This is a genomic window from Shewanella colwelliana (assembly GCF_001735525.1).
Taxonomy (GTDB): Bacteria; Pseudomonadota; Gammaproteobacteria; order Enterobacterales; family Shewanellaceae; genus Shewanella; species Shewanella colwelliana.
The window spans coordinates 331,367-355,293 of record NZ_MCBT01000048.1 but is presented as its reverse complement, the minus strand read 5'-3'; the positions used below and the strand labels follow the sequence as shown (position 1 = coordinate 355,293).

Below are 23,927 nucleotides of genomic sequence, written 5' to 3'. Positions count from 1 at the left end.
TTTGTTCGTCAAAATGGTGATTACATAAACAAAAACGCCTTGGCAATGGCCAAGGCGTTTTGTGAATTAAGCTAATTTACGCAACAGGTAGCGATTGGTAATGCAAACCAAGCATCTTTTGCATCACACCAACAACTTGGCAGCTATAACCAAATTCGTTGTCATACCAAACGTATAAAATCGTTCTATTGCCTTCAGCAATCGTTGCTTGGGAATCAACAACGCCGGCATAACGCGAGCCAACGAGATCCGATGACACTATCTCTGTTGATTCGGTGAAATCTACTTGATTTTGCAACTCAGAGCATAAGGCAACATTACGAAGATACTCATTCATATCTTGTTTGTTGGTTTCGCCATTCAAGTTAAGGCTGATAATCGCCATAGATACATTTGGCGTTGGTACACGAATCGCATTACCTGTTAGCTTACCCTCAAGCACTGGAAGCGCTTTAGATACAGCCTTAGCCGCGCCAGTTTCTGTGATAACCATGTTTAACGGTGCACTGCGGCCACGACGATCGGCACTATGGTAGTTATCAATAAGGTTTTGATCATTCGTATAAGAGTGAATAGTCTCAACATGACCATTTACAATACCGTATTTGTCATTAACCGCTTTTAATACTGGTGTGATGGCATTCGTCGTGCAGCTTGCTGCAGAGACGATAGTATCTTCATCAAGAATGTCATTCTCATTAACGCCGTATACGATATTCTTAATCGCACCTTTTGCCGGTGCAGTTAACAACACTTTTGTGGCACCGTTAGACTTCAAATGCAGCCCTAGACCGGCTTCATCTTTCCAGATACCTGTATTATCGACAACTAACGCATCATTGATACCATACTTGGTGTAGTCAATCTCATCTGGCGAATTCGCGTAGATGACCTGAATGTAAGTACCGTTTGCAATGATTGCATTATTTTCTTCATCAACTTCTACTGAACCATTAAATGGACCATGAACTGAATCACGACGTAATAAGCTGGCACGTTTTTCTAAATCGCCTTTACGACCACCGCGTAACACGATCGCCCGCAAACATAGTTTGTTACTTACGCCCGTTCTTTCAATTAGCAGGCGCGCAAGTAGACGACCAATGCGCCCAAAACCGTATAGTACGACATCACGTGCTTGCTGATTATCATCATGGTCGATAGCTGATGCCAATGCTTGGCTCATGTAGGCTTCAACTTGGCTTGCATCGCTATGTTCACGCCAGTAATTGATCGCCAGCTTACCGATATCAACTTTACATTGTTTTACGGCAAGTTTGCTTAATGCCTCGACAAACGGGAAGCTTTCACGCAATCTTAATTTATCACCAACATGACGACGAACTAAGCGGTGAGACTTAATGATTTCAATTGTTGAAGCATTAAGAAGGGGTTTACCGTATAGAACGACTTCTACACCCTGGTTACGATATAATTTTCCCAATAACGGCTGCATTGCCTCAGCCATTTCGAAACGTTCTTGCCAACTTTGTAGGTGTTTATCAGCGGTCATTTACAGATCCTTTATCTCACTTTAACTACTATATTTGTAGAAATGTTTGAGTAACAAAAAGAAAAGACCAATAATCTATTATTATCGGAATATAATTCCTCGTATTGGTCGGCGACATTGTAAAGAAAAGTCGCCTTTCGATCTAGTAAGATATTTTCTGTAACCGTGTAATAATATTAGAAAAAACCACGAAAGGATGTCCGATTGCGCAATTACTTTGTAATCATTACACCAATAATATCGATTTTAATGATTTCGATGCTATTTGGCTGCGATAATGGTGCTAATACAACCACGATATGTAAAAATAATCCTGAACTTTGTGACGATCTACATAGCGATAGTTGGTGCAGATTTGAAAAAGCGGACCTTATTAAAAAGCGTTTCCTGCTGAAAAATACCCCTAACCCAACAGGTAAACAGATATATCAGCAACTAATCAACCTCGAAAACTATAGCAAGTGCATCGAACTTGCTGCTGGCGTACAACATATTCTCCACCCTGAACGCACCAACGACAGAGTTCGGGCTTTTGGGATCAGTGCCCAAAACCTTGCTCAGCTGCAAGATTCAACTAAAGACAGCACAGATCTCTATCTGTCATTTTACCACTGGATAAGATTTGGCAATCTCAACGCCCAAGCCAGAGTGATCCATGCAGAGGTCAATAATGAGATAACCGACCCACTGATCCTTGCTCACCTAGCGGCCTACTATCAAAAATCCAATATTGAGCGAGCAAAGACGCTCTATTTGACGTTACTTGATTTGGTATCTCCAGAACAGGTCAACCCTGACTGGTTACTTGGTTTAGCCAGTATCTACCAACAGAAAAGTGATCTAGAGAAGACCTACCTGTTTTCTAAAGCCAATGTCTTGATGACTAAAAACACCGCATCAGACGCTAGAATGTCAGCCTTGATTAATGGTGATGTTCAGCTGCAATCATTTTTAGATAAACAAGCCGAAAGCTTAGTTGAACAACTTAAAAATGGTGACTACCCTTCTAGTGAACTTCGCCAGCAGCTTAATCGCCCATCAGAAAAATAGCTTGGGATAGAATGGCTCGTCTGGCCACTGAGCAAAATGTTTGCCACTAGTATTTTTTTTACAAAATAAACACCATTTTTTGTAAAAAACCTGATCTTTGTAAAGAAACCAGCAAAATTGTTAAGCTAATTGGCGCATAACGCGGGATATTACTTGACGATAGCTGTCAATTTGGTAATTTTACTACCAGATTATTTTTATACATTACCTGAGGGATATGAGATGACTATCCGCGTTGCAATTAACGGCTATGGCCGTATCGGAAGAAACGTACTTCGCGCACTTTATGAAAGTGAAAAAGGCTATCCAATTAAGATCGTTGCGATTAACGATCTTGGCGATGCTTCAATCAATGCTCACCTAACCAAGTACGATTCAGTACATGGTCGCTTCAATGCAAAAGTTGAACATGATGAAGAAGCTATCTACGTAAACGAAGACAAGATTAAGACGTTTTCTGAGCGTGATCCAGCTAAGCTTCCTTGGGCAGAGCTAAACGTTGACGTGGTGTTCGAATGTACCGGTATCTTCACTTCAAAAGAAGCTGTTCAACCTCACCTTAATGCAGGCGCTAAAAAAGTTATCATCTCTGCACCAGGTAAGAATGTTGATGCAACCGTTGTTTACGGTGTAAATAACAATGAAATCACTGCAGACATGACCGTTATCTCTAACGCATCATGTACTACAAACTGTTTGGCACCTTTTGCTAAGCCGTTAAATGACGAAATTGGTATTGAATCAGGTTTAATGACCACTATTCATGCATACACCAATGATCAACGTCTATCGGATGTGTACCACACCGATCTACGTCGTGCTCGTGCAGCGGCCATGTCAATGATCCCAACTAAAACAGGTGCAGCGGCTGCTGTCGGTTTGGTTGTACCTGAACTTGCAGGCAAGTTCGATGGTTTAGCGGTTCGTGTACCAACCGTAAACGTTTCACTGGTTGACCTATCATTTATCGCAGCTCGAGACACTACAGTTGAAGAGATCAACGCGATTATTGAAAAAGCGGCAAGCGTTGCGCCAATGAGCGAAGTATTAGCGGTAAACAAAGAGCCGTTAGTCTCTATCGACTTTAACCATAATCCATACTCATCAAACTTTGATGCGACACAAACCCGTGTTAACGGTCGTCTAGTTAAAGTTATGGCTTGGTACGATAACGAGTGGGGTTTCAGTAACCGCATGCTAGATAACGCAGTAGCGTTGATGACAGCTAAATAATTAGCCTCAACATAGAAAAAGGAGCCTTATGGCTCCTTTTTTATGCTAATGCTTTACCTCTACAATCACTTCATCTAATTGATGAATATTCGCATTCATGTAGCTCAATAGAATCTCTTTTTCGACGGGTATCAGCTTTGCAGTCAAGATATAGCGGTAGAGGTCTAAGCTTCGCTTCTTTTGCTGCAGTAACGACTTAATCGGTACTCTTGTATCGGCGAGGTAGTGAGCCAGTAAAAAATCTCTGACTAACATACATTCAGAATTAACCAACATCTTTACTATCTCCGCAGGGCGTCGACTCGCAAAATTCGCTTTCTCTCGCAAACTTAATGAGCCTACATACAACTCTCTCAATGAGTCTATTTGCTGTACTTGGGACATACCTGCTCCAACTGATCGCCTATATTGGTGGTGTCGAGTATTTTAATGGGCAAAAGCTGAACAGAGTCTTAATCGTAAGATGGAGCTAATGAACAAAAGGCTGATATTAGATCTGTATCACACTTATAATGACACCGAGAAAGTTTATATAGTCGCCTGGCACACATTAAGAGCAGCACATTTTTGGTTAGCGTTTAGAAACGATGATTTTTATGGCCTGAAAACAGGTACAAAAAAGGCCCATAATTTGAGCCTTTAAAAATTGGGGAGCAAGTGCAACACTAGTTAAGCACAACATAACCTCGGTTGGCCATACAGTTACGTAAGATGGTTTGTTTTTCATCTTGAAAGGACTTCTCAGCCGCCCTTTTACTGCTATTTCTATTCAAAAAACCACCCGCGACACCAACGCCAGCACCGGTTTTCGCACCACTGGAACCACTACCACCTGAAATGGCACCAACTGCCGCCCCAACAGCAGCCCCCTTAACGGCACCAGAGACCATACCGCCCTCAACTTTATCCTTTTGCGCTTGGTTCGATAGCTCAGTGCATTGATGCAGATCGTAGGTATAGTCTTTTTCATCTACACCTGATTTATCAATAACGACATTTGCACTGGCAGCGCCATGAAATAAAAATAGAGTGGCAATTAGTAGGGCTTTCTTCATCGTGTCACCTTTGTTTTATAAATTTACTGTGCTTCGCTCAGTAGTTCTAAAATAATAGAAAGATATTAACCGACAACAACTGTACAAATGCTTAATAAAGATTCGAGTAATTAAATCAGTAACGCTTTATGCGAACCACTTTCATGATTTCAAAATCAAAGCCTGCTACGGTTTCAGTTTCAGGATAATAGGTCATGTTGACTTTCTGGCCTTGTAAGCTGCGATACTTCTTGGTTCGTTTGAACTTAAACGGGGCGTCACAGCCCTCAATGGTGATGGTATGTTGTACCCATTCTTCAATTTCACGCTGAGTGTGAGACAGGATCTTAACCCCTTCTGAATGTACCAAACTCTGGTGGGTATCAAGCATTTTATCTACAACATGTTTCATAACGAAGCCTTAGAACGTAAGCGTTTCTATACCTAGGTGAATGTGAGAATAAAAAATTATAGAACATTCAGAAATTTTTGCGTTTAACGCTTCATCATAACAAAATTGGCAACTAAAAGTACCGATCCTTTAGCCAGGCATAGTGGTAATACCCTCGCTGGCCTAAACGCCTTAATCCTGCGTAAGGAAATTTAGGTATTTGCGTTTGATATAGCGGTAGATTGGGTACTGTTTCTCCCACTATACTCTGTGCTAACCGATAGGCAGCTTGTGCGCTATACGCGACACCTGAACCACAGTAGCCCAAACTGTATCCAACCCCATTTTTGCTAAACACATGAGGCATATCATCGAGAGCGGCCGCAATCCATCCGGTCCAATTATGTGTGACAGTACAATCAGATAATGCTGGAAAGCAGTCGGACAATGCAGATAATAAACGTTTTTGATAAATGGGGTCTTGAGCGTTTTTACCAGTGATAGCCCCTCGACCACCGAATAAAAGACGATTATCAGGTAAAAGGCGGTAGTAATATTTTAGCAGCCTTGTATCCATGGTAACTTGATGAGTCTTTAAGCCAGATAAGGCCAATTGTCGCTCGCTTAGCGGTGCAGTGACGATGATATTACTTAAAATAGGGAGAAATCGCTTGTCGATAATACCATTGAACTTTTTTGGGGTATAAGCATTACCAGCAGTGATCACCTTATTTGCTCTGACTTCACCATGCTCGGTTAATAGGCGATGTTGACCACCTTCTGTTAACCAATGTGACACGCAACTTGATTCGTAAACAGACACGCCACTAGCAATCACGGCCTCTTTATAGCCTAATACTAACTTGAGAGGATTTACCCCAAAACCATCATTCAGTCGCAGTGCGCCATAGGCCTGATAATTGTTCATGTATTGAGCCTGAAGATCTTCCTTGCTCAAAAACTCGCTACTGTCGCCTAGGTGTTGCTGCATAAACGCCGCAGTAGATTTGAGTTTTTCATAAGCTCGCTGATTATGAGCTACCTTGATATATCCATGTGCCTGCGTATCACAATTGATATTATGGGTAGTAATGAGCGACTCAACACGTTGTACCGCCTCAGAAAACTCTTGATATACGCCCTGGGTCGTCTCCAATCCCCAGCGCTTTGCCATCTGCTGGTAGCCTAAGCGTCCCGAGCCCTTTAAAACAAAACCTGCATTTCTTCCGCTCGCCCCAAAACCGATTTGATTTGCTTCAATAACACAACAGTCAACATTGAACTCACTAGCCAAATAATATGCGGTCAACAACCCTGTAAAGCCTCCTCCAACAATAGCAACGTCGGTTTGGCATATTCCATTTACGGCTGGCTGAACCTGTGGACACTCTACCGTAGATGCCCAATAGGAATCGGGCCAAGGCTGGTGATGTGGGGATCGGGTAATTAACGGATCATACGTCATGGCAATAACCTAAATTTCTAACACTAGGATGAGTTAATAAAGTAGCAACATCTCACAAGCGGTGCAGTGACATGATTCGCCGCACAATACGCAAACATAATCGGGATGATCCGGGTTATTATTCCATCGATTTGGATGCTCTTTTATTAATCGGCCACCAGCACGAGTAAAATATCCGACAGCTGAATTATCCGGGCTTTGTTTCCAGAGATGACTCAAACCTCCGACCGCTCCTTGCTTTTGAGTCGCAGTTATTGACGCCCTTAATAGTGAACCTCCAACACCTTGGCCTCGATATTCCGTCGCGACGGTATTGCATTTAAAATAGCAGAGCTGCTCGGTCGGTACATCCCACGAGGCAGGCGTACACCAACGGTCAATCGTCCACGAACCCGGTGCATAGGTGAGTCTGAAACCAATAAGGCGCTCATTGTCTAAGGCAACGAAGTTAGCGTTAATCCCGTCTTTGCTCCCTTTGCTCGCGATCTGCTGCATCATCTCAGCATCCAAATAACCATCACCATGGACATGGTTTCCCAGTGCGATCACTTGGCTAAAATATGGAGTTGTGAGTGGTATTATTCTAATCGGCATATTATAAAGTAATCATTTGCTGCATTTACTGTCGATTAACACTACAGTAACATATAGGCGATAATCAATCATAAGCACCTATCTAAGACAAAATGACACCGCGAGTAAGGGAATATAGTGCAACCAAATTTTGCCCAGTTAAATATCCAAAAGAGACTCAAATTACTTGCCTCGCACCCCAAATCAACATGGCAATCTATTAAGCTGATTTGGGCTAATTTAACCTTGCCGCAGCGATTCTATTTGATCGCTATCGTATTATTTTTTGCCGATAGCCAATTAGGCACCATTGCCGTTATTACAACCATTGCGTTAATGCTAGAGTTCTGGCCGCTATTTACTCGACTGTGGCACTCACTAGCCGGTAAAGCCATACTGTTGCTGTTTTACGCGATCGTGGCAAATTTTGCTTTAGTCATGACAAGTAGCACTGTTAACGAAATTGTCGGTGTGCCAGCAAGCCATTTTAGTTACACCCATAACTTTGCAATCTTGCTTTTTCTTCCAGCTTGGGTCATTGCCATCAGTGCTATAGCATTACTGATGGCACAGATAATTGTGCCTTTTTATATCATAATTTTGTTGATACTGCGGCCTTTGGGTGTTAAGAACTGGCGTTTGACCGATAATAAGCACTATCGCTTTATCACGATGATCGTACGCTTTATTCTCTCATCAATTGTGCTCTACCATGTGTTTATGTTGGTGGGCAATGTGGAACAGAATGTCGAGGATACCTTTAATAACTTAGCAATCATTGAACAACCTCAATCAAATAATGCCATAGACGAGATGGGCCAAACGATAGCCAGCAAAACTCCAACTGTTGAGGTATGGGCTGAAGAAACTAAGTCCGAAACGAAGCCTAAAGCACTTGAAGAAACAAATAGTATTAAGTCATTAACTGCTGACGAACCACTTCCAGACGAAGCGACCTATGCCCGTATTAGACAAACCTATCAAACTCAAGTTAGGCAGTTAATAGCCCATTTTGCATTCAAATTAGAAAGCGACAAACGTTCACGCTGTTACAAGCAGCCAGGCTCCTCCGTGGTTGAACTCAATGATTATGAGATTCTAGAGATCATTCCCGATAAAACCGTAAAATATCAATATCGTTTTGAAGTGAAAAAATGTATTTCGCCAGCTTTTCCTGAATAATCCTCTTACTTTGAAAAGCTTGCATTAGGGGTAGGTCTTAACTGATATGCTTTAACAGATCATTGAGTGAGTTGAGCCCCTCCAAAGCCTTATTAACTGCGACTTAATAAGATTTTGGAGGACTTATCTCACAATGAATCACATTGAATCGCAATCGAATTATGCTAGTTACGAGTGCTACCAAGGAATGGTTTCACCATTATAATTAAAAAACTGCCCGGTTTGAGCAAGGGTCAACTTAGCGATAGTTTGTGCCATCCCGTGAACCGATTCTTCTACCGTTATCAATGCATTGGGGCCTCCCATCTCTGTTTGCACCCAACCGGGATGCAAGACGACACACAAAGTATTTTGCGGTAGTAGATCGATAGAGAGGCTCTTAACGACAGCGTTAAGGGCCGATTTTGAAGACCGATATAAGTAACTTCCTCCACTCGTGTTATCTGTCATACTCCCCATTTTAGAAGAGAGACAAACCAGCTTAGAATTTTCACACTTTGCCAGCAGCGGCGCTAAGTGCTGCGCGACCAATAATGGTCCCATCGCATTAATAGCAAACACCTTATGCCACTCCGTGATGTCTACTTGACCAAAAGCATAGCCTTTTGGACCGTAATAACCTGCATTATTTATCACTAGGTCTACCTCGGCATCCCCTAATGCAGTGACAAAGTCGCTAATTGATGCCTCACTCTCCACATCAAGAGAATAAACAGAAAGTGTGGTACATTGCTCTGCTAACTCATTCAGTTCATCGGCATGATTCGGTTGGCGGCAGCACGCAGCAACAGTATAGTCCTTGTCTAAATAGTACTTAACAAGTCCTAAGCCAATACCTCGGTTAGCACCAGTGATCACAACATGTTTTGTCATACATTACTTCCTGAATTAGCGCTGAAATAAATCGATAAATACATACTGGCGGACCTACCCTACTTTTTAGCTAAGTAAATATCGATGAGCTCAGTTAAGGTGTCATGGAAATGTTCTTCAAACTCTTCCAATGATTTATCAAACACGGCCAAGTATTGTGCTGCTTGAGGACGGGTGAGCCCTTTTCCTGCAATGGAATATTCAATTTCATCTAAAGATTTGTCATATCTAGGCAGTGGTCGCCATTTAATAAACTCAGCATCAACACGCTTTAATGCCCCATTAGCAAAGCGGCAGAAATTAGCGATGTGGTCGATCCCATCAGGTCCTAAGCAGCCAGGTTCTATTCGGCATAAGAGCACTAACTTTTTGTTATCAGATAACCCTGTCATGAAACCTCCTACTCAACTCTTGCTATTAATTATAACCTCGAAGGCTGGATACGCTCGAAAGCTATTTAATCTAACTCTAACTAGCCTTTAAATCTGACGCTATTTTTGTCACAATCACGTCAATCTTAAATCCAATTATGACTCTCATTTGAATTTAGCAAACTACCTATGCCAAACACTTAATGCAAGTGAAGCCATTAAACTTGGAACATTACAGCGCCTTTGGAGCGGTTACGGTGAAATTGCAAGGTATAAACTACTACATAATGGCAAACCACAACGCTACATCGTTAAACTAATAACACCGCCTAAGAACGCGTTACATCCCTACCAGTGGAATAGCGACATAGGACACCAACGCAAGTTACATTCTTATCAAGTTGAAAGACAGTGGTATCAGCACTGGTCTAAACGTTGTCACAAAGACACTTTAATACCTGTTTATTATCAAAGCCTTGACGATACAACCTCAAACCAGACCATTATCATTCTCAGCGACCTGGATCAAGCTGGTTTCACTAAACGTTACGAAAAACTGGACGGCATACAGGCTCTCGCCGTCATTAAGTGGCTAGCGATTTTCCACGCAAGCTTTATTAAGGTTAATCCAACCCCACAATGGCCCGAAGGTTTATGGACAACAGGAACCTATTGGCACCTTGAAACACGGCAAGAAGAGTACAATGCGATGCCAGATAGCCAACTAAAACGGCTAGCAGCTCACATTGACGCAAAATTAACTCAATGCCCTTTTCAGACCATTGTGCATGGTGATGCCAAAGTGGCGAACTTCTGCTTTTCTGAACAGCCGGCCCCCACTTGTCCCCCTAAGGTGGCAGCCGTGGACTTTCAATACGTAGGCGGTGGCGTTGGCATTAAAGATTTAATCTATTTTTTGGGCAGCGCGTTATCAGAACACCAATTAGAGAATGGCTATGAATCTTTCATTAACGCTTATTTTTCAATACTGTGTGCTGAGCTACAAACCAAACTTTTAACATCTGAAATCGTAAAAATAGAACAATCTTGGCGTGAATTACTGCCCTTTGCGTGGGCAGATTTTCACCGCTTCCTGGTTGGTTGGCAGCCTCAACATCACAAGCTGAATAATTTTAGCCAATCAATGACACAAATCGCATTAGATCAAGACAACTTATGAGGTAGGATGAGACATGCGCTCGGTAGTAAAATAGCGCAAAGCAGCTAAACTGAAAGCAAGAGAGTTGTCGGTATACGTAAACGGGTGCGTACCCACGAACAACATTTTGTTCACTAATTCGGCATCGCAACTCTCTTTCAAACACTAATCACTCCCATCTACGCATGCTGTAACAATTTTCACACACCTATTTACATAATAGACCTTTCACATTCACCTCATTTCGTTAACATCTACACTTTATATCTCTATATCGTCAGATCTGCGTTTGTTAATTACTTCGTGGATTAGAGTAACTTAGCTTCAACAAGAGGAAGTGTTTGTGGCTACCAAAAAGCAAATTATATTACCTATCATCGTTTTAGCCGCGGGTATTGGCGGTTTTTTGGCAATATCATCGATGAAAAAACCACCAGAAGAAAAAGCGATTGTTGATAATACGCCCGTAGTCTCAGTCGATATTATTAAAATGGACCCCATGGTATTTACCGTTAACTCCTACGGTATTGTTAATGCCAAATATGAAACCGAACTCGTCTCTCAAGTTAATGGCGAAATAGTTTATCTGTCAGAAGCTTTTGTTAGAGGCGGTTTTATTAAAAAAGGGGAAGTGCTCGCGAAAATAGATCCGAGTGACTATGAAGCCGCATTGACCGATGCCGAAGCAAGCCTAGCCTCTGCTCGCGCGACCCTAGTGCAAGAAAAAGCCTATGGAAAAGTAGCTGAAGAAGAGTGGAAACGCATTAAAGACGGTGTCCCCACCGAACTAAGCCTACGTAAGCCACAATTAGCACAAGAGTTAGCCAAGCTGAACTCATCAGAAGCGGGGTTAAAGCGTGCTAAGCGTAATTTAGAGCGAACTATTATCAAAGCCCCTTATGATGCACTAATCGAAAACCGTACCATTGGATTGGGCTCGTACGTAAGCATGGGTACGCCGCTTGGTAAGCTCCTTAGTACAGCTCAGGCAGAAATTCGTCTCCCCCTTGCAGATAAAGACATACGTTACCTTGATAATAAAGGACTCGGTGCCTCAGTCACCATTCAGGGGCAATTCGCCGGATTGCAACAACAATGGCAAGGTAAGATTGTACGTAGCGAAGGTGTGATCGATAACCGCAGCCGTATGACCTATCTCGTCGCCCAAATAGACGATCCCTACGGACTGCATGACAACAAAAATCAATTACGGTTTGGCAGTTACGTTACGGCGCATATTGATGGTACTAGAGCGGAGAATGTCACCACCTTAGCTCGCCATCTGATTGTCGCAGACAAAGTCGCCATATTAGATGACGAGAAAAAATTGAAATATCAAACCGTTAATGTTGTCCGCCAACAAGGCGCACTGGCTGTGATCAGTGATGGCCTAGAAGATGGCATGCAGGTGATCACATCAGCATTAGACTACCCCATTGAAGGGATGCAACTAGCTTTACCTGGTGACAAAAAAGCGATCGATGATCCTAGCGCAGAGCCTACGCAATTAGCGATGGAAGAAAAGGAATAATCTGATGGCTGATACAAACAGAGGTATCATCGCTTGGTTTGCGCGAAATAGTGTTGCGGCTAACCTGCTGATGATTATTATTATTTTAGGCGGATTACTGACGGCTAATACAATCCGCAAGCAGTTTTTTCCTCAAGTAGAAATTAACTGGGTTGAATTTAGCGCCTTTTATCCGGGTGCTGCCCCTCAAGAAGTCGAAGAAGGGATCACCATTAAGGTTGAAGAAGCGCTCGAGCGAGTGCAAGGACTGAAACGTGTGATCACCTACTCTAATCGAAATTCAGCATCTGGCTACTTTCGAATAGAAGACTCTTACGATCCGCAAGTGGTACTCGATGAAATAAAGTCTGAAATTGATTCTATATCCAGCTTTCCTGATGGCATGGAGCGCCCAAGAGTCGAGCGAATCAAATTACGGCAAGAGGTGTTTTACATTAGCCTTTATGGTGATGTAGGGCCAAAGCAGTTAAAAGAGCTTGGAGAAAAAATCCACGACGAATTAATGCAACTGCCCTTGGTGAATATTACCGAGTTCTACGGCGGTCTGGGTTATGAAGTCGCCATCGAGGTGAGTAAAGATAAGTTAAGGGAGTTTAACCTGTCCTTTAACGATGTCGCCAAAGCGGTTCGTGGCTATTCACGCAATATGTCAGCTGGACAAATCCGCGCGGAGAATGGCTACATCAACTTAAGGGTTCAAAATCAGGCCTACGTGGGTTATGAGTTTGAAAACCTCCCACTCATTACCTTAGAGGATGGCACTAAGCTACTACTTGGAGACGTCGCGACCGTCATTGACGGTTTTGAAGAAGGCATTCAATACTCTAAGTTTAATGGTAAAAACTCGGTGACCTTTTTTGTTGGCGCGTCCAACGATCAAAGCATGACCGATGTCGCCAAAGTTGTTAATCAATATGTCGCCGATAAACAGGATGTATTGCCCCAGGGGCTAAAATTAGAGACTTGGGTAGATATGACCTACTACCTAGAGGGACGACTTAACCTCATGTTGGACAGCATGAAGAGTGGTGCGGTGTTAGTGTTCTTTATGCTGGCGCTTTTCCTGCGCGTTAGGCTGGCATTTTGGGTCATGATGGGACTGCCAGTTTGTTTCCTAGGTACCCTACTCTTTATGCCAATGGCGATGATTGATGTCACTATTAATGTCATCAGTTTGTTTGCCTTTATTCTGGTACTTGGGATAGTTGTCGACGATGCCATTGTGATGGGTGAAAGCGCCCATACTGAATGTGAAGAACATGGGCAAAATATTGAAAATGTTATTCGAGGTGTCCAAAAGGTCGCGATGCCAGCAACATTTGGGGTGCTAACGACCATAGCAGCGTTTTTACCTATTACACTCGATGAAGGTCCCTCTTCAGCCTTTGGCCAAGCGATTGGTTTTGTGGTGATCCTCTGTTTACTATTTTCGTTGGTAGAATCAAAACTTATTTTACCCGCTCACCTTGCGCGCATGAAGAAAAAAACAGTGATCAAACCTGGCACCAAAAATCCTATCGATTTTCTTCGTATGGGAGTGAATTTCCTTCAAGCGAAAGTCGATAAAGGGTTACAGTTTGTGATAAAGGACTTATATCACCCATCGTTGACCTTAGCCGTAAAATACCGCTATGCGGTGATCACCCTGTTTATCGCCTTTATCATGGTGTGTGCTGGTCTCTATACCGGCGGTATTATCCGTTACGTGGGTCAACCCAAAATCCCTCATGACTTTCCACGGATCAGCGTAGAGATGAATGTCGACGCATCTGAAAATGCTACCCTATCTGCTGCGTTAGCAATTGAAAAAGCGCTATATAATGTAGATAAAAAACTTGAGGCGCAGTATGGTCAGAAGATGATTTCTGACATGCAAGTTGACCTAGAGGGTCGCACTCGTGCACAAATCATGACTAAACTTGTCGACCCAGAGTTACGCCCTATCGATACATTCGCATTGGCTGAACTGTGGCGTCAAGCCATGCCCCTTATCCCAGGAGTTAAATCATTTAAGATCCAAGATAACCTCTTTGGGGGCGGCCGAGATGATGGTGATATTAGTTTCCGTCTTGAAGGTAAAGACGACGCTCAGCTAATTGCCGCAGCTCAAGAGCTTAAAGACAAGCTTAATACCCTTAAGGGGGTTGGTGATGTTAACGACAGTCGACAATCAAGCGCTAAAGAAGTGCAATTTAAACTCAAACCGTTAGCAAACAGCGTTGGGCTGACCCTTGCCGATGTGGCTTCTCAAGTCAGTGCTAGCTTCTATGGTATGGAAGCACAACGTATTTTACGAAACGGTGAAGAGATTAAAGTCATGCTTCGCTACCCTGAAGAGCAGCGCAACTCTATCGCACATGTCACTGAGGTGATGATCCAAACCCAACAAGGTGCTGAGATCCCGCTATCTGAGATTGCTGACATTGAAGTTACTCAAGGTGTTAGTGGAATACGTCGTGAAAATGGCAATAGAACCATTAATGTATGGGGCTCTGTTGATGCCGCGCAAGCTGAGCCGTTTAAGTTAGCTCAAGATATTCGCGACAATTTTATGCCTGAGTTATTAAAGAAGTATCCACGGGTAAAAACCGAGGTGTCAGGAAATATTCAAGAGCAGCTAGATAGTGCCAATACCCAAATGAGAGATTTCATCATCTCTCTATTGGTAATTTATAGTTTGCTTGCTATCCCGTTAAAATCGTATCTACAGCCAGTAATGATCATGTCAGTGATCCCATTTGGAGTGATTGGCTCGGTGCTGGGACACATGATACTTGGTATTGACTTAAGTGCCCTATCGCTATTTGGCATCATTGCTGCGGCGGGTGTAGTCGTCAACGACTCCCTCGTCATGGTTGATTATGTTAACCGTGCAAGGCTTGCCGGTGTGGCAATGAAAGTCGCTGTGATTCAGGCTGGCTGTCGACGATTTAGAGCAATTTTGTTGACGTCTCTTACCACGTTTATTGGTCTGGTACCCATAATGACTGAGACAAGTATGCAGGCTCAAATGGTTATCCCTATGGCTGTGTCACTGGCCTTTGGCGTCCTGTTTGCTACCGTCGTGACACTTGTACTCATCCCTTGTCTCTATGTAATGATCGAGGATATGAAACAGATTGTGAGCCGAATTGGCCACAACTTCTTTGGTAGTAGTACAAACCAAGATGCAGCCCAACAGCACTAACGTATAACGTAGGATAAAAGCCCGCTAAAACTAGCGGGCTTTTTTTGGATCGTCAATGGCACGAACTTTTACCATTTAAGCAAACGAGGTGACGATAACAGGAGAGCATTTTTTTGCTCTAACCTTGAGGTTGCAAACTTTAAACAGTAGGAACACTCTGGTTAAAACTGCCCACTCAAATATCGATGAAACTCATATAGCGAAAGCCCGCTATGTTTTGATCACGGCCAGTTTAAAGCTGTGCAGAGATTACTGGTTTTAACTAACAGGAACCCAAGAGTTCAAATCGTTTTTATGAGCCTTTTAAAAAGGACATTACTTAAACGAAAAAAGGCTACTCTTTCGAGTAGCCTTTTTTCTAATGTGGCGGAGAGATAGGGATTTGAACCCTAGACGGGCTATAAACCCGTGCCGGTTTTCAAGACCGGTGCATTCGACCACTCTGCCATCTCTCCGAACGCCGCGAATCATATAGCGATGTATGGGAGTTGTAAAGTAAAAAATACCCTCTTCCCACCAAGCGCCTAACTATACATCAATCCTCATCTTTGACCTTATGGACCGCAATGCGAGCAGGATCGGGAAACGTCAACTTTTTGCTCATTCCGTCCCAGGTATCCAATTGGCGAACCTTATAGCCCAAGAAGACGCCAACCGCACTGACTAGAATACCAATAGCTATCGCAACTTCGCCAGCCGATGCCCATAACGCAACAATGGATGATGCACCAAAGGCTAAGCTGATTTGTAAAAAGTTTTGTAATCCAGCCGCTTTAGCTGAACACTGCTTAAAGACCTGTAGTGCGCAATTGACGACTATTGGATAGCTAGCACCATTGGCAGCAGCTAACACAGAAAAGATAGTTAACAGTGGCCAAATACTCTTGGCTTGAATAATTAGTACGCTGAATGAAATGGCTGCAACACACGTCCCAAATAACATGAGTAATACCGACAGCGTACGTTCAGCCCCTACCTTTCTTATTAGCACTTTACTTAAGTAGCCACCCACGATAAACATAATAGTTTGTGGAATAAAACTTAATCCTATCTCCGTCGCCTCATAGCCGTGCATCTCCATAACAATCGGCCATAACGTTAAGTAGGAAAAAAAGGCTGCAGAACACGCACCGAATATCAGTACATTCCCTACATATTTGGGCGCTTTTAACATCGTTAAATAGCCAATAGATGATTGACTTGAATCAGCGCTGGTGGCTTTAGTCAGTTCAGGTTTAACCCAAAACCTCGTCGCTATCATTAGCCCAGCTGCTAGCGCCGTTAAAATGAGGAAAATATTACGCCACTCTCCGTGCTCTAATATAAAGGCACCTAGAATCGGCGCTAAAGCAGGCGATAGCGCCACTAAAGGCATAATATTAGTAAACACCTTTTGAGCTTCATCAGCCTCATACTTATCAATCACGATCGCCTGCCAAATGACTGCTGCACTGCATGCTCCAATCGCTTGTATAAAGCGGCAGATATTGAACATCAACATCGACTCGCTAGTGGCAATACCGTAACTGGATAGCCCAAATAGAAACAAACCCACTAACAAGCTATTACGCTTGCCAATACGCTGTACTAATGGCCCATAAAGTAACTGACCAATTGCTAAACCAGCCAGAAAGAACGTTAGTGAACTTGCTACCTGAGATGCGCTAGTACTAAAAGTTGTTTCAATTGCTTTGAAAGCAGGTAAATACATATCAGTTGCAACAAAACCCAGCATACTTAATAACGCTAAGTAAGATAAGAATAGCAAATTAGTGCTTTTATTAATAAATTTCATACAAACATACAGCCGTAAAGAATAAAGAAGCGCAGTCTATTGTCTTGATTATTGGTTGTGAAACGTTTATTTTTGTACATAGCCATCAAAAAATATCACAGCAAAGGAATGAAGGTATGCTTTCAGAACAATCGATGCTTCTTATAGATATGGTCGCTCGCGTAGGTAGCTTTACCGCTGCTGCCAATAAACTTCATAAAGTCCCTTCTGCTGTAAGCTACGCGGTAAAACAGGTAGAAGAAGAGCTCGGGGTAACGCTTTTTGAACGCCACCATCGCAGCGTCAGCTTAACCGCTGCCGGTGAGCATTTTGTCAAACAGATACGTTTAGTGCTCACCAATATAGAATCCTTAAAAGATGATACTAAGCGAGTCGCAAATGGCTGGCAGCCTACTCTATCCATTGCATTAGACAATATCGTCCGCGCCGACAAAATTAGCGTTTTAATTGCGGATTTCTATCGCCACTTTCATAATGTCGAATTGATTATTCGCATTGAAGTGTTCAATGGAGTGTGGGAATCAATAGCAACTGGCAGGAGTGATATCGCTATCGGTGCAACCACCGCTATCCCAGTGGGTGGCGATTACCACTTTAAAGATATGGGTGATATTGAATGGACCTTCTTAGTCAGCAAGCACCACCCGCTGGCAGCGGTTGATAGACCATTAAAAGATGAAGAGTTAAGGGTTTTTCCTGCCATTTGTCTCGAAGATACCTCCAGAGAGATCCCAAAACGCATGACCTGGTTACTCGAGAATCAGCGACGTTTGGTGGTCCCAGATTGGATCCGTGCCATCAACTGTTTCCGAGAGGGATTAGGCATAGGCTATATGCCAAAGCATTTTGCTATGCCTTTTGTTAATAGTGGCTCGTTAGTAGAAAAACAGCTTGAAAGACCTAAATCACCAAGTCCGTGTTGCTTGGCATGGAATGGGGCCAATATGTCGCCAGCTATGGCCTGGGTGTTAGATTACTTAGGTGACAGCGCTCAATTGCAAAAAGATTGGTTCAATTAACCTTAAGTCGTGTTTTTGCTAATAATGCCTTTTACCTATACCGCAGCTCAGGTATGATTTATTAAATTTTTTCGTTCTAATGTTAATCTCTATTCATGAAATGGAACTCATGAGTCAATTAACACTCAAATGAGATAACACTCACTGAGGTCAACGCTAAACTGGTGGCGATCTTATTGAAATAAAGGATCTTTGGAGATAAAGATGACCCAACAAACACTGTACGCTGGACAAGCTTCCACACAGGAAGTGAATAAACTACTAAAAAACACCTATATGTTGCTGTCGATGACATTGGCATTTTCTGCATTATGCGCCGGCATTGCCATGATGATGCAAATAGGTCCAATGATGTCGATTGGCCTGTCATTGGGTGGTTTAGTCTTGCTATTTGTTACCTTACGTAAAGCCGAATCCGCCGCAGGTCTATTGTGGGTATTTGCATTTACGGGGATGGAAGGCGCCTCACTAGGTTATATGCTAAATCATTATGCGGGCATGGCTAATGGCCCACAGCTTATTATGCAAGCACTTGGCTTAACGGCTGTAGTGTTTGTTACCCTATCGGGTTATGCACTAACGACCAAAAAAGACTTCTCGTTTATGCGCGGCTTTCTATTAGCTGGCCTAGTTATTGCCATTGTAGCCGGTATAGCCAATATATTTATTGGTAGCGGCACCGTGTTTATGGCACTCAACGCCGGTATCGCCCTACTGATGACAGGTTTTATCCTGTTTGATACCAGTCGCATCGTCAACGGCGGTGAAACCAACTATATCCGTGCGACTGTTTCACTTTATTTGGACTTCTTAAACCTGTTCATCTCTATCCTACATTTAATGGGAATGGGTAACGACGACTAAACCGTTTACTTTCCCCCATTAATCGCTATTGGATATTTGGGAATAGAACGCTTTTTAAGATAGAATAGCCCCACATTGTAGGGGCTATTTTTTTGCCTCAATTTTTGTTTAGGCAGTCAATGAGTAAAATCTTAATTCAAGTGAATCAGCCCGCATACGGCAAAAGCAGCAGTTATCATGCATTATGCTATGCAAAAGCCGCTGTCACTGAAGGTCACCAAATTGTGCGCGTGTTTTTTTACCAAGACGGCGTGTTATCGACCAATAGCCTCAATAGTCCGGCCTCGGATGAATATCATCTCACTCAGGCGTGGCAAGCATTTGCACAGACTCATCACATTCCACTGATAAACTGTGTATCTGCCGCATTACGCCGCGGTGTGTTGTCACCTGTTGAAGCTAAAGAGAATCGCGTAGCACAATGGAACCTTTTGCCGCCATTTGAGATGGGTGGTTTAGGTGAGTTAGTTACAGGTATTGAGCATGCTGATCGTGTTATCAGCTTTTAGGTGCCGTTAATGAAAAATATTACTATCGTATTTCGTCACCCACCTCATGGCAACGCCAGTAGCCGTGAGGGGCTTGATTTTGCCTTGTTGAGCGCCAGTTTCGAGCAGCAAGTGACACTGATTTTTATCGATGATGGTGTGCTAAACCTATTGCCCCATCAGCAACCTAGCCAGATAGGCTGTCGTGACTATATCTCTACATTCAAGGCCCTGCCTCTCTATGACATTGAAGAGGTATGGGTGGCTAGTGAAGCGATGGACACCTATAATGTTGCACTCACTGACTGCGTGATTGACGTAAAACGGGTGGATAACCCGATGATAACCGAACAACTTAACACCGCTGATGAGGTATTTGTGTACTAATGATTCTCCATCTTATTCAGCAATCACCAAATCAAGACCGCGCGTTAGCGTGTTGCCTTCCATTTGTGCAAAACCACGACACGATTATGTTACTGGGTGACAGCATCAATGCCCTACTGCTGGCCGAATGGCAAAATAGGCTTCAGCCATTAAACGTTCGGATGCTAACCGTTGATGTCCAAGCCAGAGGACTAACACAACGTTTAAGTCATTGTACTCAAATTAGTTATCAAGAATTTGTATCACTTTCACTCAATCATTCTAAGGTTATAAGTTGGTAAACTCTATTCAATATCAATCAAAGCAGATTGAAACTGACCCCCAAGGTTACTTGCTCAATGTGGGCGATTGGAACGAAGAGGTCGCGATGATTATCGCAAGTAAAGAGAATATCGAACTTAGCGATGCACACTGGGAAGTCATTCACTTTGTAAGAAATTTCTATCTTGAATTCAATACTAGCCCAGCGATCAGGGTGTTAGTTAAAGCTATCAGCCAAAGTTTAGGCGCAGAAAAAGGTAACTCTAAGTACCTGTATACACTCTTTCCTACGGGGCCAGCAAAGCAAGCAACAAAAGTTGCAGGTTTACCCAAGCCAGCTAAATGTATATAAACAACAAATGTTAAAATTAAAAAAGCCTAGCATTCGCTAGGCTTTTTTATTACAGATTTTTTAGCACTAACAGAGCAGCTTTACCAAACGTAGATAACATCACACCACCAAAAATAGCGATAATTACTACATAGGTCAGCCACTGAAAATAGCGTCCGCCCTTGTCCATCTAGTACTCTCTATAACGTCAACCGATTTGGGTTAAACCACCCATATAAGGGCGCAACACTTCAGGTATCGTAATCGTGCCATCAGCGTTTTGATAGTTCTCCAACACAGCAACTAAGGTACGTCCTACAGCAAGACCAGAACCATTTAGTGTATGTAATAGTGCGGGCTTTTTAGCCGACTTAGCTTTGTAACGAGCTTGCATACGACGGGCTTGGAAGTCCTGCATGTTACTGCAAGAAGAGATCTCTCTGTAGGTATTTTGAGCGGGTAACCATACTTCAATATCGAAGGTTTTTGCCGCGCCAAAGCCCATATCTCCAGTACAAAGTACTACTGTGCGGTATGGAAGGCCTAATTTCTGCAAAACGGTTTCAGCATGTTGCGTTAAACTTTCGAGCGCTGCCATAGACTCTTCAGGTTTCACAAGTTGAACGAGTTCTACCTTGTCAAACTGGTGCTGGCGGATAAGTCCACGAGTATCACGGCCATAAGATCCTGCTTCACTTCGAAAACAAGCGGTATGGGCAGTCATCTTAACGGGTAACTCTTCTTCATCGATGATCGTATCGCGAGCAAGGTTAGTTAAAGGCACTTCAGCGGTAGGGATTAAGCTAAGCCCTTGGCCCTCTTCCGTTGCAGGCTTAGTATGAAATAGGTCTTCACCAAATTTAGGTAGCTGGCCTGTTCCTAATAAACTGTCTTCATTAACTAATAACGGCACATATGCTTCAGTGTAGCCATGTTCTGTTGTATGAAGATCTAGCATAAATTGTGACAGTGCACGATGCATGCGAGCAATTTGGCCTTTCATTACGATGAATCTAGAGCCAGTGATTTTTACAGCATTTTTAAAATCTAAGCCTTTCAGATTTTCGCCAAGATCAACATGGTCCTTCACGTCAAAATCAAACGTTCTAGGTTCACCCCAACGACGAATTTCAACATTCTCATTTTCATCAGCACCAATTGGCGCCGACTCATCTGGCAAGTTGGGGACGCTCATGGCAATGTTGTTCAGCTCATCAAGCAACACTGCAAGCTCTGCCTTTTTACTATCTAGCTCGGTACCTAAATCACCGACCTGAGCCATAATTGGCGCGACATCTTCGCCTTTTGCTTTAGCCTGACCAATAGATTTGGATATCGCATTTCTCGATGCTTGTAACTCTTCGGTAGCCACTTGAAGTGACTTACGCTTTTCCTCTAACTTACTTAGACGATCAACGTCTAGGATAAATCCGCGAGTAGCTAGGCGCTCAGCAGTCGCCTCTAATTCTGTACGTAAAAATTTGGGATCTAACATGTTTTTAGTTTCTTAATAGTTAAATGCGAGAAAAAACCAACTGCTGTCCTAAATAGACCATGAAAATACATAGACAAAGGTTCAGAGCGATATTCAAAAATGCTTTCAGCCAATCCCCTTCTTGGATTAACAACAAGGTTTCATTTGAGAAGGTTGAAAACGTTGTCAGTGCGCCTAAAAGACCAACACCAACTAAAGCTTTTAATTCTGGGCTAACTTCACTGACTTGACCAAGGGCATAAATAACTCCCATCAGAAAAGAACCAAGGATATTGACGACCAGTGTACCAAAAGGAAATGAAGAGCCAAATACCTGAATCATGAATAATGAGATCAGATAGCGAAAAACCGCACCAATAGAGCCACCTAATGCTACAAACAGTAAATTAGTCATAACGTTTGAACTCACTTTGATGGTCTAGCTCCGCCAAAAGCTCAAGTTTCGATTTAATTCTTTTTTCAAATCCGTGCTCAGTCGGATAATAGAAACGACTATCGGCTAGTTCTGGCGGGAAATAGCACTCGCCACTCGCATAAGCATTGGGTTCGTCATGGGCATAGCGATACCCTTGCCCTAATCCAATATCAGCCATCAATTGTGTTGGCGCATTACGTAAATGGTTAGGCACACTGACTTGCCCCGTTTCTCTAGCCAGCTGACGGGCTGCTTTAAAAGCAGTATAAACAGCATTACTTTTGGGAGCGCAAGCAAGATAGACAATCGCTTGCGCTATCGCTCTTTCACCTTCAGCAGGGCCGACACGGTGGAAGCACTCCCACGCATTCACTGCGACCGTCATTGCCACAGGGTCGGCATTACCAATATCCTCTGAAGCTATCGCCAATAATCGCCTCGCGATATAAAGTGGATCACACCCACCTTCTAGCATTCGGCAAAACCAGTACAATGCCGCATCTGGCGCAGAGCCACGAATTGACTTATGCACGGCCGAAATAAGATCGTAGTACTGATCACCATTCTTATCAAAACCCGCTAACTGCTGACCAGCGACATCTATGAGTAACTGCTCTGTAAACGACTGACCATCTGCCAACATATCACTCATCAGCTCAATCAGATTAAGCGCCTTGCGAGCATCACCTTCACAGACATTAGCCAACTTATTGGCCACGCTATCTGGCATTTGCAATTGACGCTTCCCCAAGCCCCGCTCTTCATCAGTAATGGCCTGCTTAACAATGGCGACGATCTCACTATTCTCAAGTCGTTTAATCACATAAACGCGAGCACGAGATAGCAGTGCATTATTAATTTCAAATGAGGGGTTCTCTGTTGTCGCACCGATAAAGATGACAGTGCCATCTTCAATAAAGGGTAAAAAAGCATCTTGCTGACTTTTGTTAAACCGGTGCACCTCATCGACAAACAGCAAGGTTCTCTGACCCCGACTCTGGGCCACACTTTTTGCATGCTCAATAGCCGCACGTATCTCTTTTACACCCGAAGTGACCGCCGAAATTCGTTCTACATGAGCATTGGTATGTTTTGCTATCAGTTCAGCTAACGTTGTTTTGCCTGTACCTGGCGGGCCCCAAAACATCATCGAATGGGCGCGGCCAGCCTCTAAGGCCTGCCTTAAGGGCTTACCCTCCCCCAGCAAATGTCCCTGTCCCATATATTGTTCTAGGGTTTCAGGACGCATGCGGGCAGCAAGCGGTCTAAAATCTGGAGCGAAATCGAAACTTAAACTAGACACTGTGCAC

At 43.2% G+C, this 23,927-nt stretch carries 24 protein-coding genes and 1 tRNA gene; 12 read left to right on the top strand and 13 right to left on the bottom strand.

Translation table 11 applies throughout. The annotated features are described in order from the left end of the window. Nucleotides 1–76: 76 nt before the first annotated feature. Nucleotides 77–1,513: a glyceraldehyde-3-phosphate dehydrogenase gene (locus BEL05_RS19415; RefSeq protein ID WP_028765091.1), complete on the bottom strand. Its 1,437-nt coding sequence runs from the start codon at nucleotides 1,511–1,513 to the stop codon at nucleotides 77–79. A gap of 258 nt (nucleotides 1,514–1,771) precedes the next feature. Here BEL05_RS19415 and BEL05_RS19410 point away from each other — a divergent pair, with 258 nt between their 5' ends. Together BEL05_RS19410 and gap are read left to right on the top strand one after the other, a co-directional pair. Further along, entirely contained in the window at nucleotides 1,772–2,563 is a 792-nt protein-coding gene (locus BEL05_RS19410; protein ID WP_245686910.1) for a DUF2989 domain-containing protein, read from the top strand. A gap of 222 nt (nucleotides 2,564–2,785) precedes the next feature. Beyond that, complete coding sequence (gap, locus tag BEL05_RS19405; RefSeq protein WP_028765089.1) at nucleotides 2,786–3,796, top strand: type I glyceraldehyde-3-phosphate dehydrogenase; 1,011 nt, start codon at nucleotides 2,786–2,788, stop codon at nucleotides 3,794–3,796. Nucleotides 3,797–3,841: 45 nt separating this feature from the next. Here the strand turns inward: gap and BEL05_RS19400 are convergent, their stop codons facing one another. The 5 genes from BEL05_RS19400 to BEL05_RS19380 all read right to left on the bottom strand — a co-directional run bounded on the left by BEL05_RS19400 (nucleotide 3,842) and on the right by BEL05_RS19380 (nucleotide 7,280). Continuing rightward, a complete protein-coding gene (locus BEL05_RS19400) occupies nucleotides 3,842–4,180 on the bottom strand; it encodes a hypothetical protein (RefSeq protein WP_028765088.1) in 339 nt (112 codons plus the stop codon). Nucleotides 4,181–4,461: 281 nt separating this feature from the next. Further along, nucleotides 4,462–4,851, bottom strand: coding sequence for a glycine zipper family protein (locus tag BEL05_RS19395; RefSeq protein ID WP_069669909.1), 390 nt, complete (start codon nucleotides 4,849–4,851; stop codon nucleotides 4,462–4,464). A 115-nt stretch (nucleotides 4,852–4,966) separates the two neighbouring features. Then, nucleotides 4,967–5,242: a hypothetical protein gene (locus tag BEL05_RS19390; RefSeq protein WP_028765086.1), complete on the bottom strand. Its 276-nt coding sequence runs from the start codon at nucleotides 5,240–5,242 to the stop codon at nucleotides 4,967–4,969. A gap of 112 nt (nucleotides 5,243–5,354) precedes the next feature. Next, nucleotides 5,355–6,686: an NAD(P)/FAD-dependent oxidoreductase gene (locus tag BEL05_RS19385; RefSeq protein WP_069669910.1), complete on the bottom strand. Its 1,332-nt coding sequence runs from the start codon at nucleotides 6,684–6,686 to the stop codon at nucleotides 5,355–5,357. Between the two features lie 33 nt (nucleotides 6,687–6,719). Then, nucleotides 6,720–7,280: a GNAT family N-acetyltransferase gene (locus BEL05_RS19380; RefSeq protein WP_069669911.1), complete on the bottom strand. Its 561-nt coding sequence runs from the start codon at nucleotides 7,278–7,280 to the stop codon at nucleotides 6,720–6,722. A 117-nt stretch (nucleotides 7,281–7,397) separates the two neighbouring features. Between BEL05_RS19380 and BEL05_RS19375 the strand changes: the two genes are divergently transcribed. Next, entirely contained in the window at nucleotides 7,398–8,441 is a 1,044-nt protein-coding gene (locus BEL05_RS19375; RefSeq protein WP_083250266.1) for a hypothetical protein, read from the top strand. A gap of 177 nt (nucleotides 8,442–8,618) precedes the next feature. On the opposite strand, the gene BEL05_RS19370 is transcribed toward BEL05_RS19375, so the two are convergent. Both BEL05_RS19370 and BEL05_RS19365 read right to left on the bottom strand, forming a co-directional pair. Further along, nucleotides 8,619–9,314: an SDR family oxidoreductase gene (locus tag BEL05_RS19370; RefSeq protein WP_069669913.1), complete on the bottom strand. Its 696-nt coding sequence runs from the start codon at nucleotides 9,312–9,314 to the stop codon at nucleotides 8,619–8,621. A 59-nt stretch (nucleotides 9,315–9,373) separates the two neighbouring features. Further along, on the bottom strand, nucleotides 9,374–9,706 hold the full coding sequence (locus BEL05_RS19365; RefSeq protein WP_069669914.1) for a hypothetical protein: 333 nt from the start codon (nucleotides 9,704–9,706) through the stop codon (nucleotides 9,374–9,376). A 148-nt stretch (nucleotides 9,707–9,854) separates the two neighbouring features. Here BEL05_RS19365 and BEL05_RS19360 point away from each other — a divergent pair, with 148 nt between their 5' ends. The 3 genes from BEL05_RS19360 to BEL05_RS19350 all read left to right on the top strand — a co-directional run bounded on the left by BEL05_RS19360 (nucleotide 9,855) and on the right by BEL05_RS19350 (nucleotide 15,562). Next, nucleotides 9,855–10,865: a phosphotransferase gene (locus BEL05_RS19360; protein ID WP_069669915.1), complete on the top strand. Its 1,011-nt coding sequence runs from the start codon at nucleotides 9,855–9,857 to the stop codon at nucleotides 10,863–10,865. Between the two features lie 322 nt (nucleotides 10,866–11,187). Then, entirely contained in the window at nucleotides 11,188–12,375 is a 1,188-nt protein-coding gene (locus BEL05_RS19355; RefSeq protein WP_069669916.1) for an efflux RND transporter periplasmic adaptor subunit, read from the top strand. Between the two features lie 4 nt (nucleotides 12,376–12,379). Beyond that, entirely contained in the window at nucleotides 12,380–15,562 is a 3,183-nt protein-coding gene (locus BEL05_RS19350) for an efflux RND transporter permease subunit (protein ID WP_069669917.1), read from the top strand. 364 nt (nucleotides 15,563–15,926) lie between these two features. Here BEL05_RS19350 and BEL05_RS19345 read toward each other — a convergent pair. After that, nucleotides 15,927–16,017, bottom strand: a tRNA-Ser gene (locus BEL05_RS19345). A gap of 80 nt (nucleotides 16,018–16,097) precedes the next feature. Continuing rightward, nucleotides 16,098–17,357 (bottom strand): purine nucleoside transporter PunC, encoded by a 1,260-nt coding sequence (punC, locus tag BEL05_RS19340; RefSeq protein WP_028765077.1) that lies wholly within the window; start codon nucleotides 17,355–17,357, stop codon nucleotides 16,098–16,100. Between the two features lie 116 nt (nucleotides 17,358–17,473). Between punC and punR the strand changes: the two genes are divergently transcribed. From punR to BEL05_RS19310, 6 genes are all read left to right on the top strand, one after another. After that, nucleotides 17,474–18,376 (top strand): DNA-binding transcriptional activator PunR, encoded by a 903-nt coding sequence (punR, locus tag BEL05_RS19335; protein ID WP_028765076.1) that lies wholly within the window; start codon nucleotides 17,474–17,476, stop codon nucleotides 18,374–18,376. A gap of 204 nt (nucleotides 18,377–18,580) precedes the next feature. Continuing rightward, on the top strand, nucleotides 18,581–19,240 hold the full coding sequence (locus BEL05_RS19330; protein WP_028765075.1) for a Bax inhibitor-1/YccA family protein: 660 nt from the start codon (nucleotides 18,581–18,583) through the stop codon (nucleotides 19,238–19,240). A gap of 119 nt (nucleotides 19,241–19,359) precedes the next feature. Beyond that, nucleotides 19,360–19,749 carry a sulfurtransferase complex subunit TusD gene (gene tusD / locus BEL05_RS19325; protein ID WP_069669918.1) on the top strand — a complete coding sequence of 130 codons (390 nt, stop codon included), beginning with the start codon at nucleotides 19,360–19,362 and terminating at the stop codon, nucleotides 19,747–19,749. Nucleotides 19,750–19,758: 9 nt separating this feature from the next. After that, a complete protein-coding gene (gene tusC / locus BEL05_RS19320; RefSeq protein WP_028765073.1) occupies nucleotides 19,759–20,115 on the top strand; it encodes a sulfurtransferase complex subunit TusC in 357 nt (118 codons plus the stop codon). Continuing rightward, nucleotides 20,115–20,396 (top strand): sulfurtransferase complex subunit TusB, encoded by a 282-nt coding sequence (tusB, locus tag BEL05_RS19315; RefSeq protein ID WP_069669919.1) that lies wholly within the window; start codon nucleotides 20,115–20,117, stop codon nucleotides 20,394–20,396. Before tusC ends, tusB begins: the two co-directional genes overlap by 1 nt. After that, nucleotides 20,390–20,728, top strand: coding sequence for a TusE/DsrC/DsvC family sulfur relay protein (locus BEL05_RS19310; protein ID WP_069669920.1), 339 nt, complete (start codon nucleotides 20,390–20,392; stop codon nucleotides 20,726–20,728). Before tusB ends, BEL05_RS19310 begins: the two co-directional genes overlap by 7 nt. A 187-nt stretch (nucleotides 20,729–20,915) precedes the next feature. On the opposite strand, the gene serS is transcribed toward BEL05_RS19310, so the two are convergent. The 3 genes from serS to BEL05_RS19295 are packed head-to-tail and all read right to left on the bottom strand — an operon-like array spanning nucleotide 20,916 to nucleotide 23,920. Continuing rightward, nucleotides 20,916–22,202, bottom strand: a complete 1,287-nt coding sequence (gene serS / locus BEL05_RS19305) for a serine--tRNA ligase (protein ID WP_069669921.1) — start codon at nucleotides 22,200–22,202, stop codon at nucleotides 20,916–20,918. Between the two features lie 19 nt (nucleotides 22,203–22,221). Then, nucleotides 22,222–22,596: a fluoride efflux transporter CrcB gene (gene crcB, locus BEL05_RS19300; protein WP_028765068.1), complete on the bottom strand. Its 375-nt coding sequence runs from the start codon at nucleotides 22,594–22,596 to the stop codon at nucleotides 22,222–22,224. Continuing rightward, nucleotides 22,589–23,920: a replication-associated recombination protein A gene (locus BEL05_RS19295; RefSeq protein ID WP_069669922.1), complete on the bottom strand. Its 1,332-nt coding sequence runs from the start codon at nucleotides 23,918–23,920 to the stop codon at nucleotides 22,589–22,591. Before BEL05_RS19295 ends, crcB begins: the two co-directional genes overlap by 8 nt. Nucleotides 23,921–23,927 lie beyond the last annotated feature (7 nt).

Bases quoted from the DNA above. Each gene is read 5' to 3' on its own strand.
- BEL05_RS19415 (WP_028765091.1), bottom strand. From the start codon at position 1,513: ATGACCGCTGATAAACACCTACAAAGTTGGCAAGAACGTTTCGAAATG.
- BEL05_RS19410 (WP_245686910.1), top strand. From the start codon at position 1,772: ATGCTATTTGGCTGCGATAATGGTGCTAATACAACCACGATATGTAAA.
- gap (WP_028765089.1), top strand. From the start codon at position 2,786: ATGACTATCCGCGTTGCAATTAACGGCTATGGCCGTATCGGAAGAAAC.
- BEL05_RS19400 (WP_028765088.1), bottom strand. From the start codon at position 4,180: ATGTCCCAAGTACAGCAAATAGACTCATTGAGAGAGTTGTATGTAGGC.
- BEL05_RS19395 (WP_069669909.1), bottom strand. From the start codon at position 4,851: ATGAAGAAAGCCCTACTAATTGCCACTCTATTTTTATTTCATGGCGCT.
- BEL05_RS19390 (WP_028765086.1), bottom strand. From the start codon at position 5,242: ATGAAACATGTTGTAGATAAAATGCTTGATACCCACCAGAGTTTGGTA.
- BEL05_RS19385 (WP_069669910.1), bottom strand. From the start codon at position 6,686: ATGACGTATGATCCGTTAATTACCCGATCCCCACATCACCAGCCTTGG.
- BEL05_RS19380 (WP_069669911.1), bottom strand. From the start codon at position 7,280: ATGCCGATTAGAATAATACCACTCACAACTCCATATTTTAGCCAAGTG.
- BEL05_RS19370 (WP_069669913.1), bottom strand. From the start codon at position 9,314: ATGACAAAACATGTTGTGATCACTGGTGCTAACCGAGGTATTGGCTTA.
- BEL05_RS19365 (WP_069669914.1), bottom strand. From the start codon at position 9,706: ATGACAGGGTTATCTGATAACAAAAAGTTAGTGCTCTTATGCCGAATA.
- BEL05_RS19350 (WP_069669917.1), top strand. From the start codon at position 12,380: ATGGCTGATACAAACAGAGGTATCATCGCTTGGTTTGCGCGAAATAGT.
- punC (WP_028765077.1), bottom strand. From the start codon at position 17,357: ATGAAATTTATTAATAAAAGCACTAATTTGCTATTCTTATCTTACTTA.
- punR (WP_028765076.1), top strand. From the start codon at position 17,474: ATGCTTTCAGAACAATCGATGCTTCTTATAGATATGGTCGCTCGCGTA.
- BEL05_RS19330 (WP_028765075.1), top strand. From the start codon at position 18,581: ATGACCCAACAAACACTGTACGCTGGACAAGCTTCCACACAGGAAGTG.
- tusD (WP_069669918.1), top strand. From the start codon at position 19,360: ATGAGTAAAATCTTAATTCAAGTGAATCAGCCCGCATACGGCAAAAGC.
- tusC (WP_028765073.1), top strand. From the start codon at position 19,759: ATGAAAAATATTACTATCGTATTTCGTCACCCACCTCATGGCAACGCC.
- tusB (WP_069669919.1), top strand. From the start codon at position 20,115: ATGATTCTCCATCTTATTCAGCAATCACCAAATCAAGACCGCGCGTTA.
- serS (WP_069669921.1), bottom strand. From the start codon at position 22,202: ATGTTAGATCCCAAATTTTTACGTACAGAATTAGAGGCGACTGCTGAG.
- crcB (WP_028765068.1), bottom strand. From the start codon at position 22,596: ATGACTAATTTACTGTTTGTAGCATTAGGTGGCTCTATTGGTGCGGTT.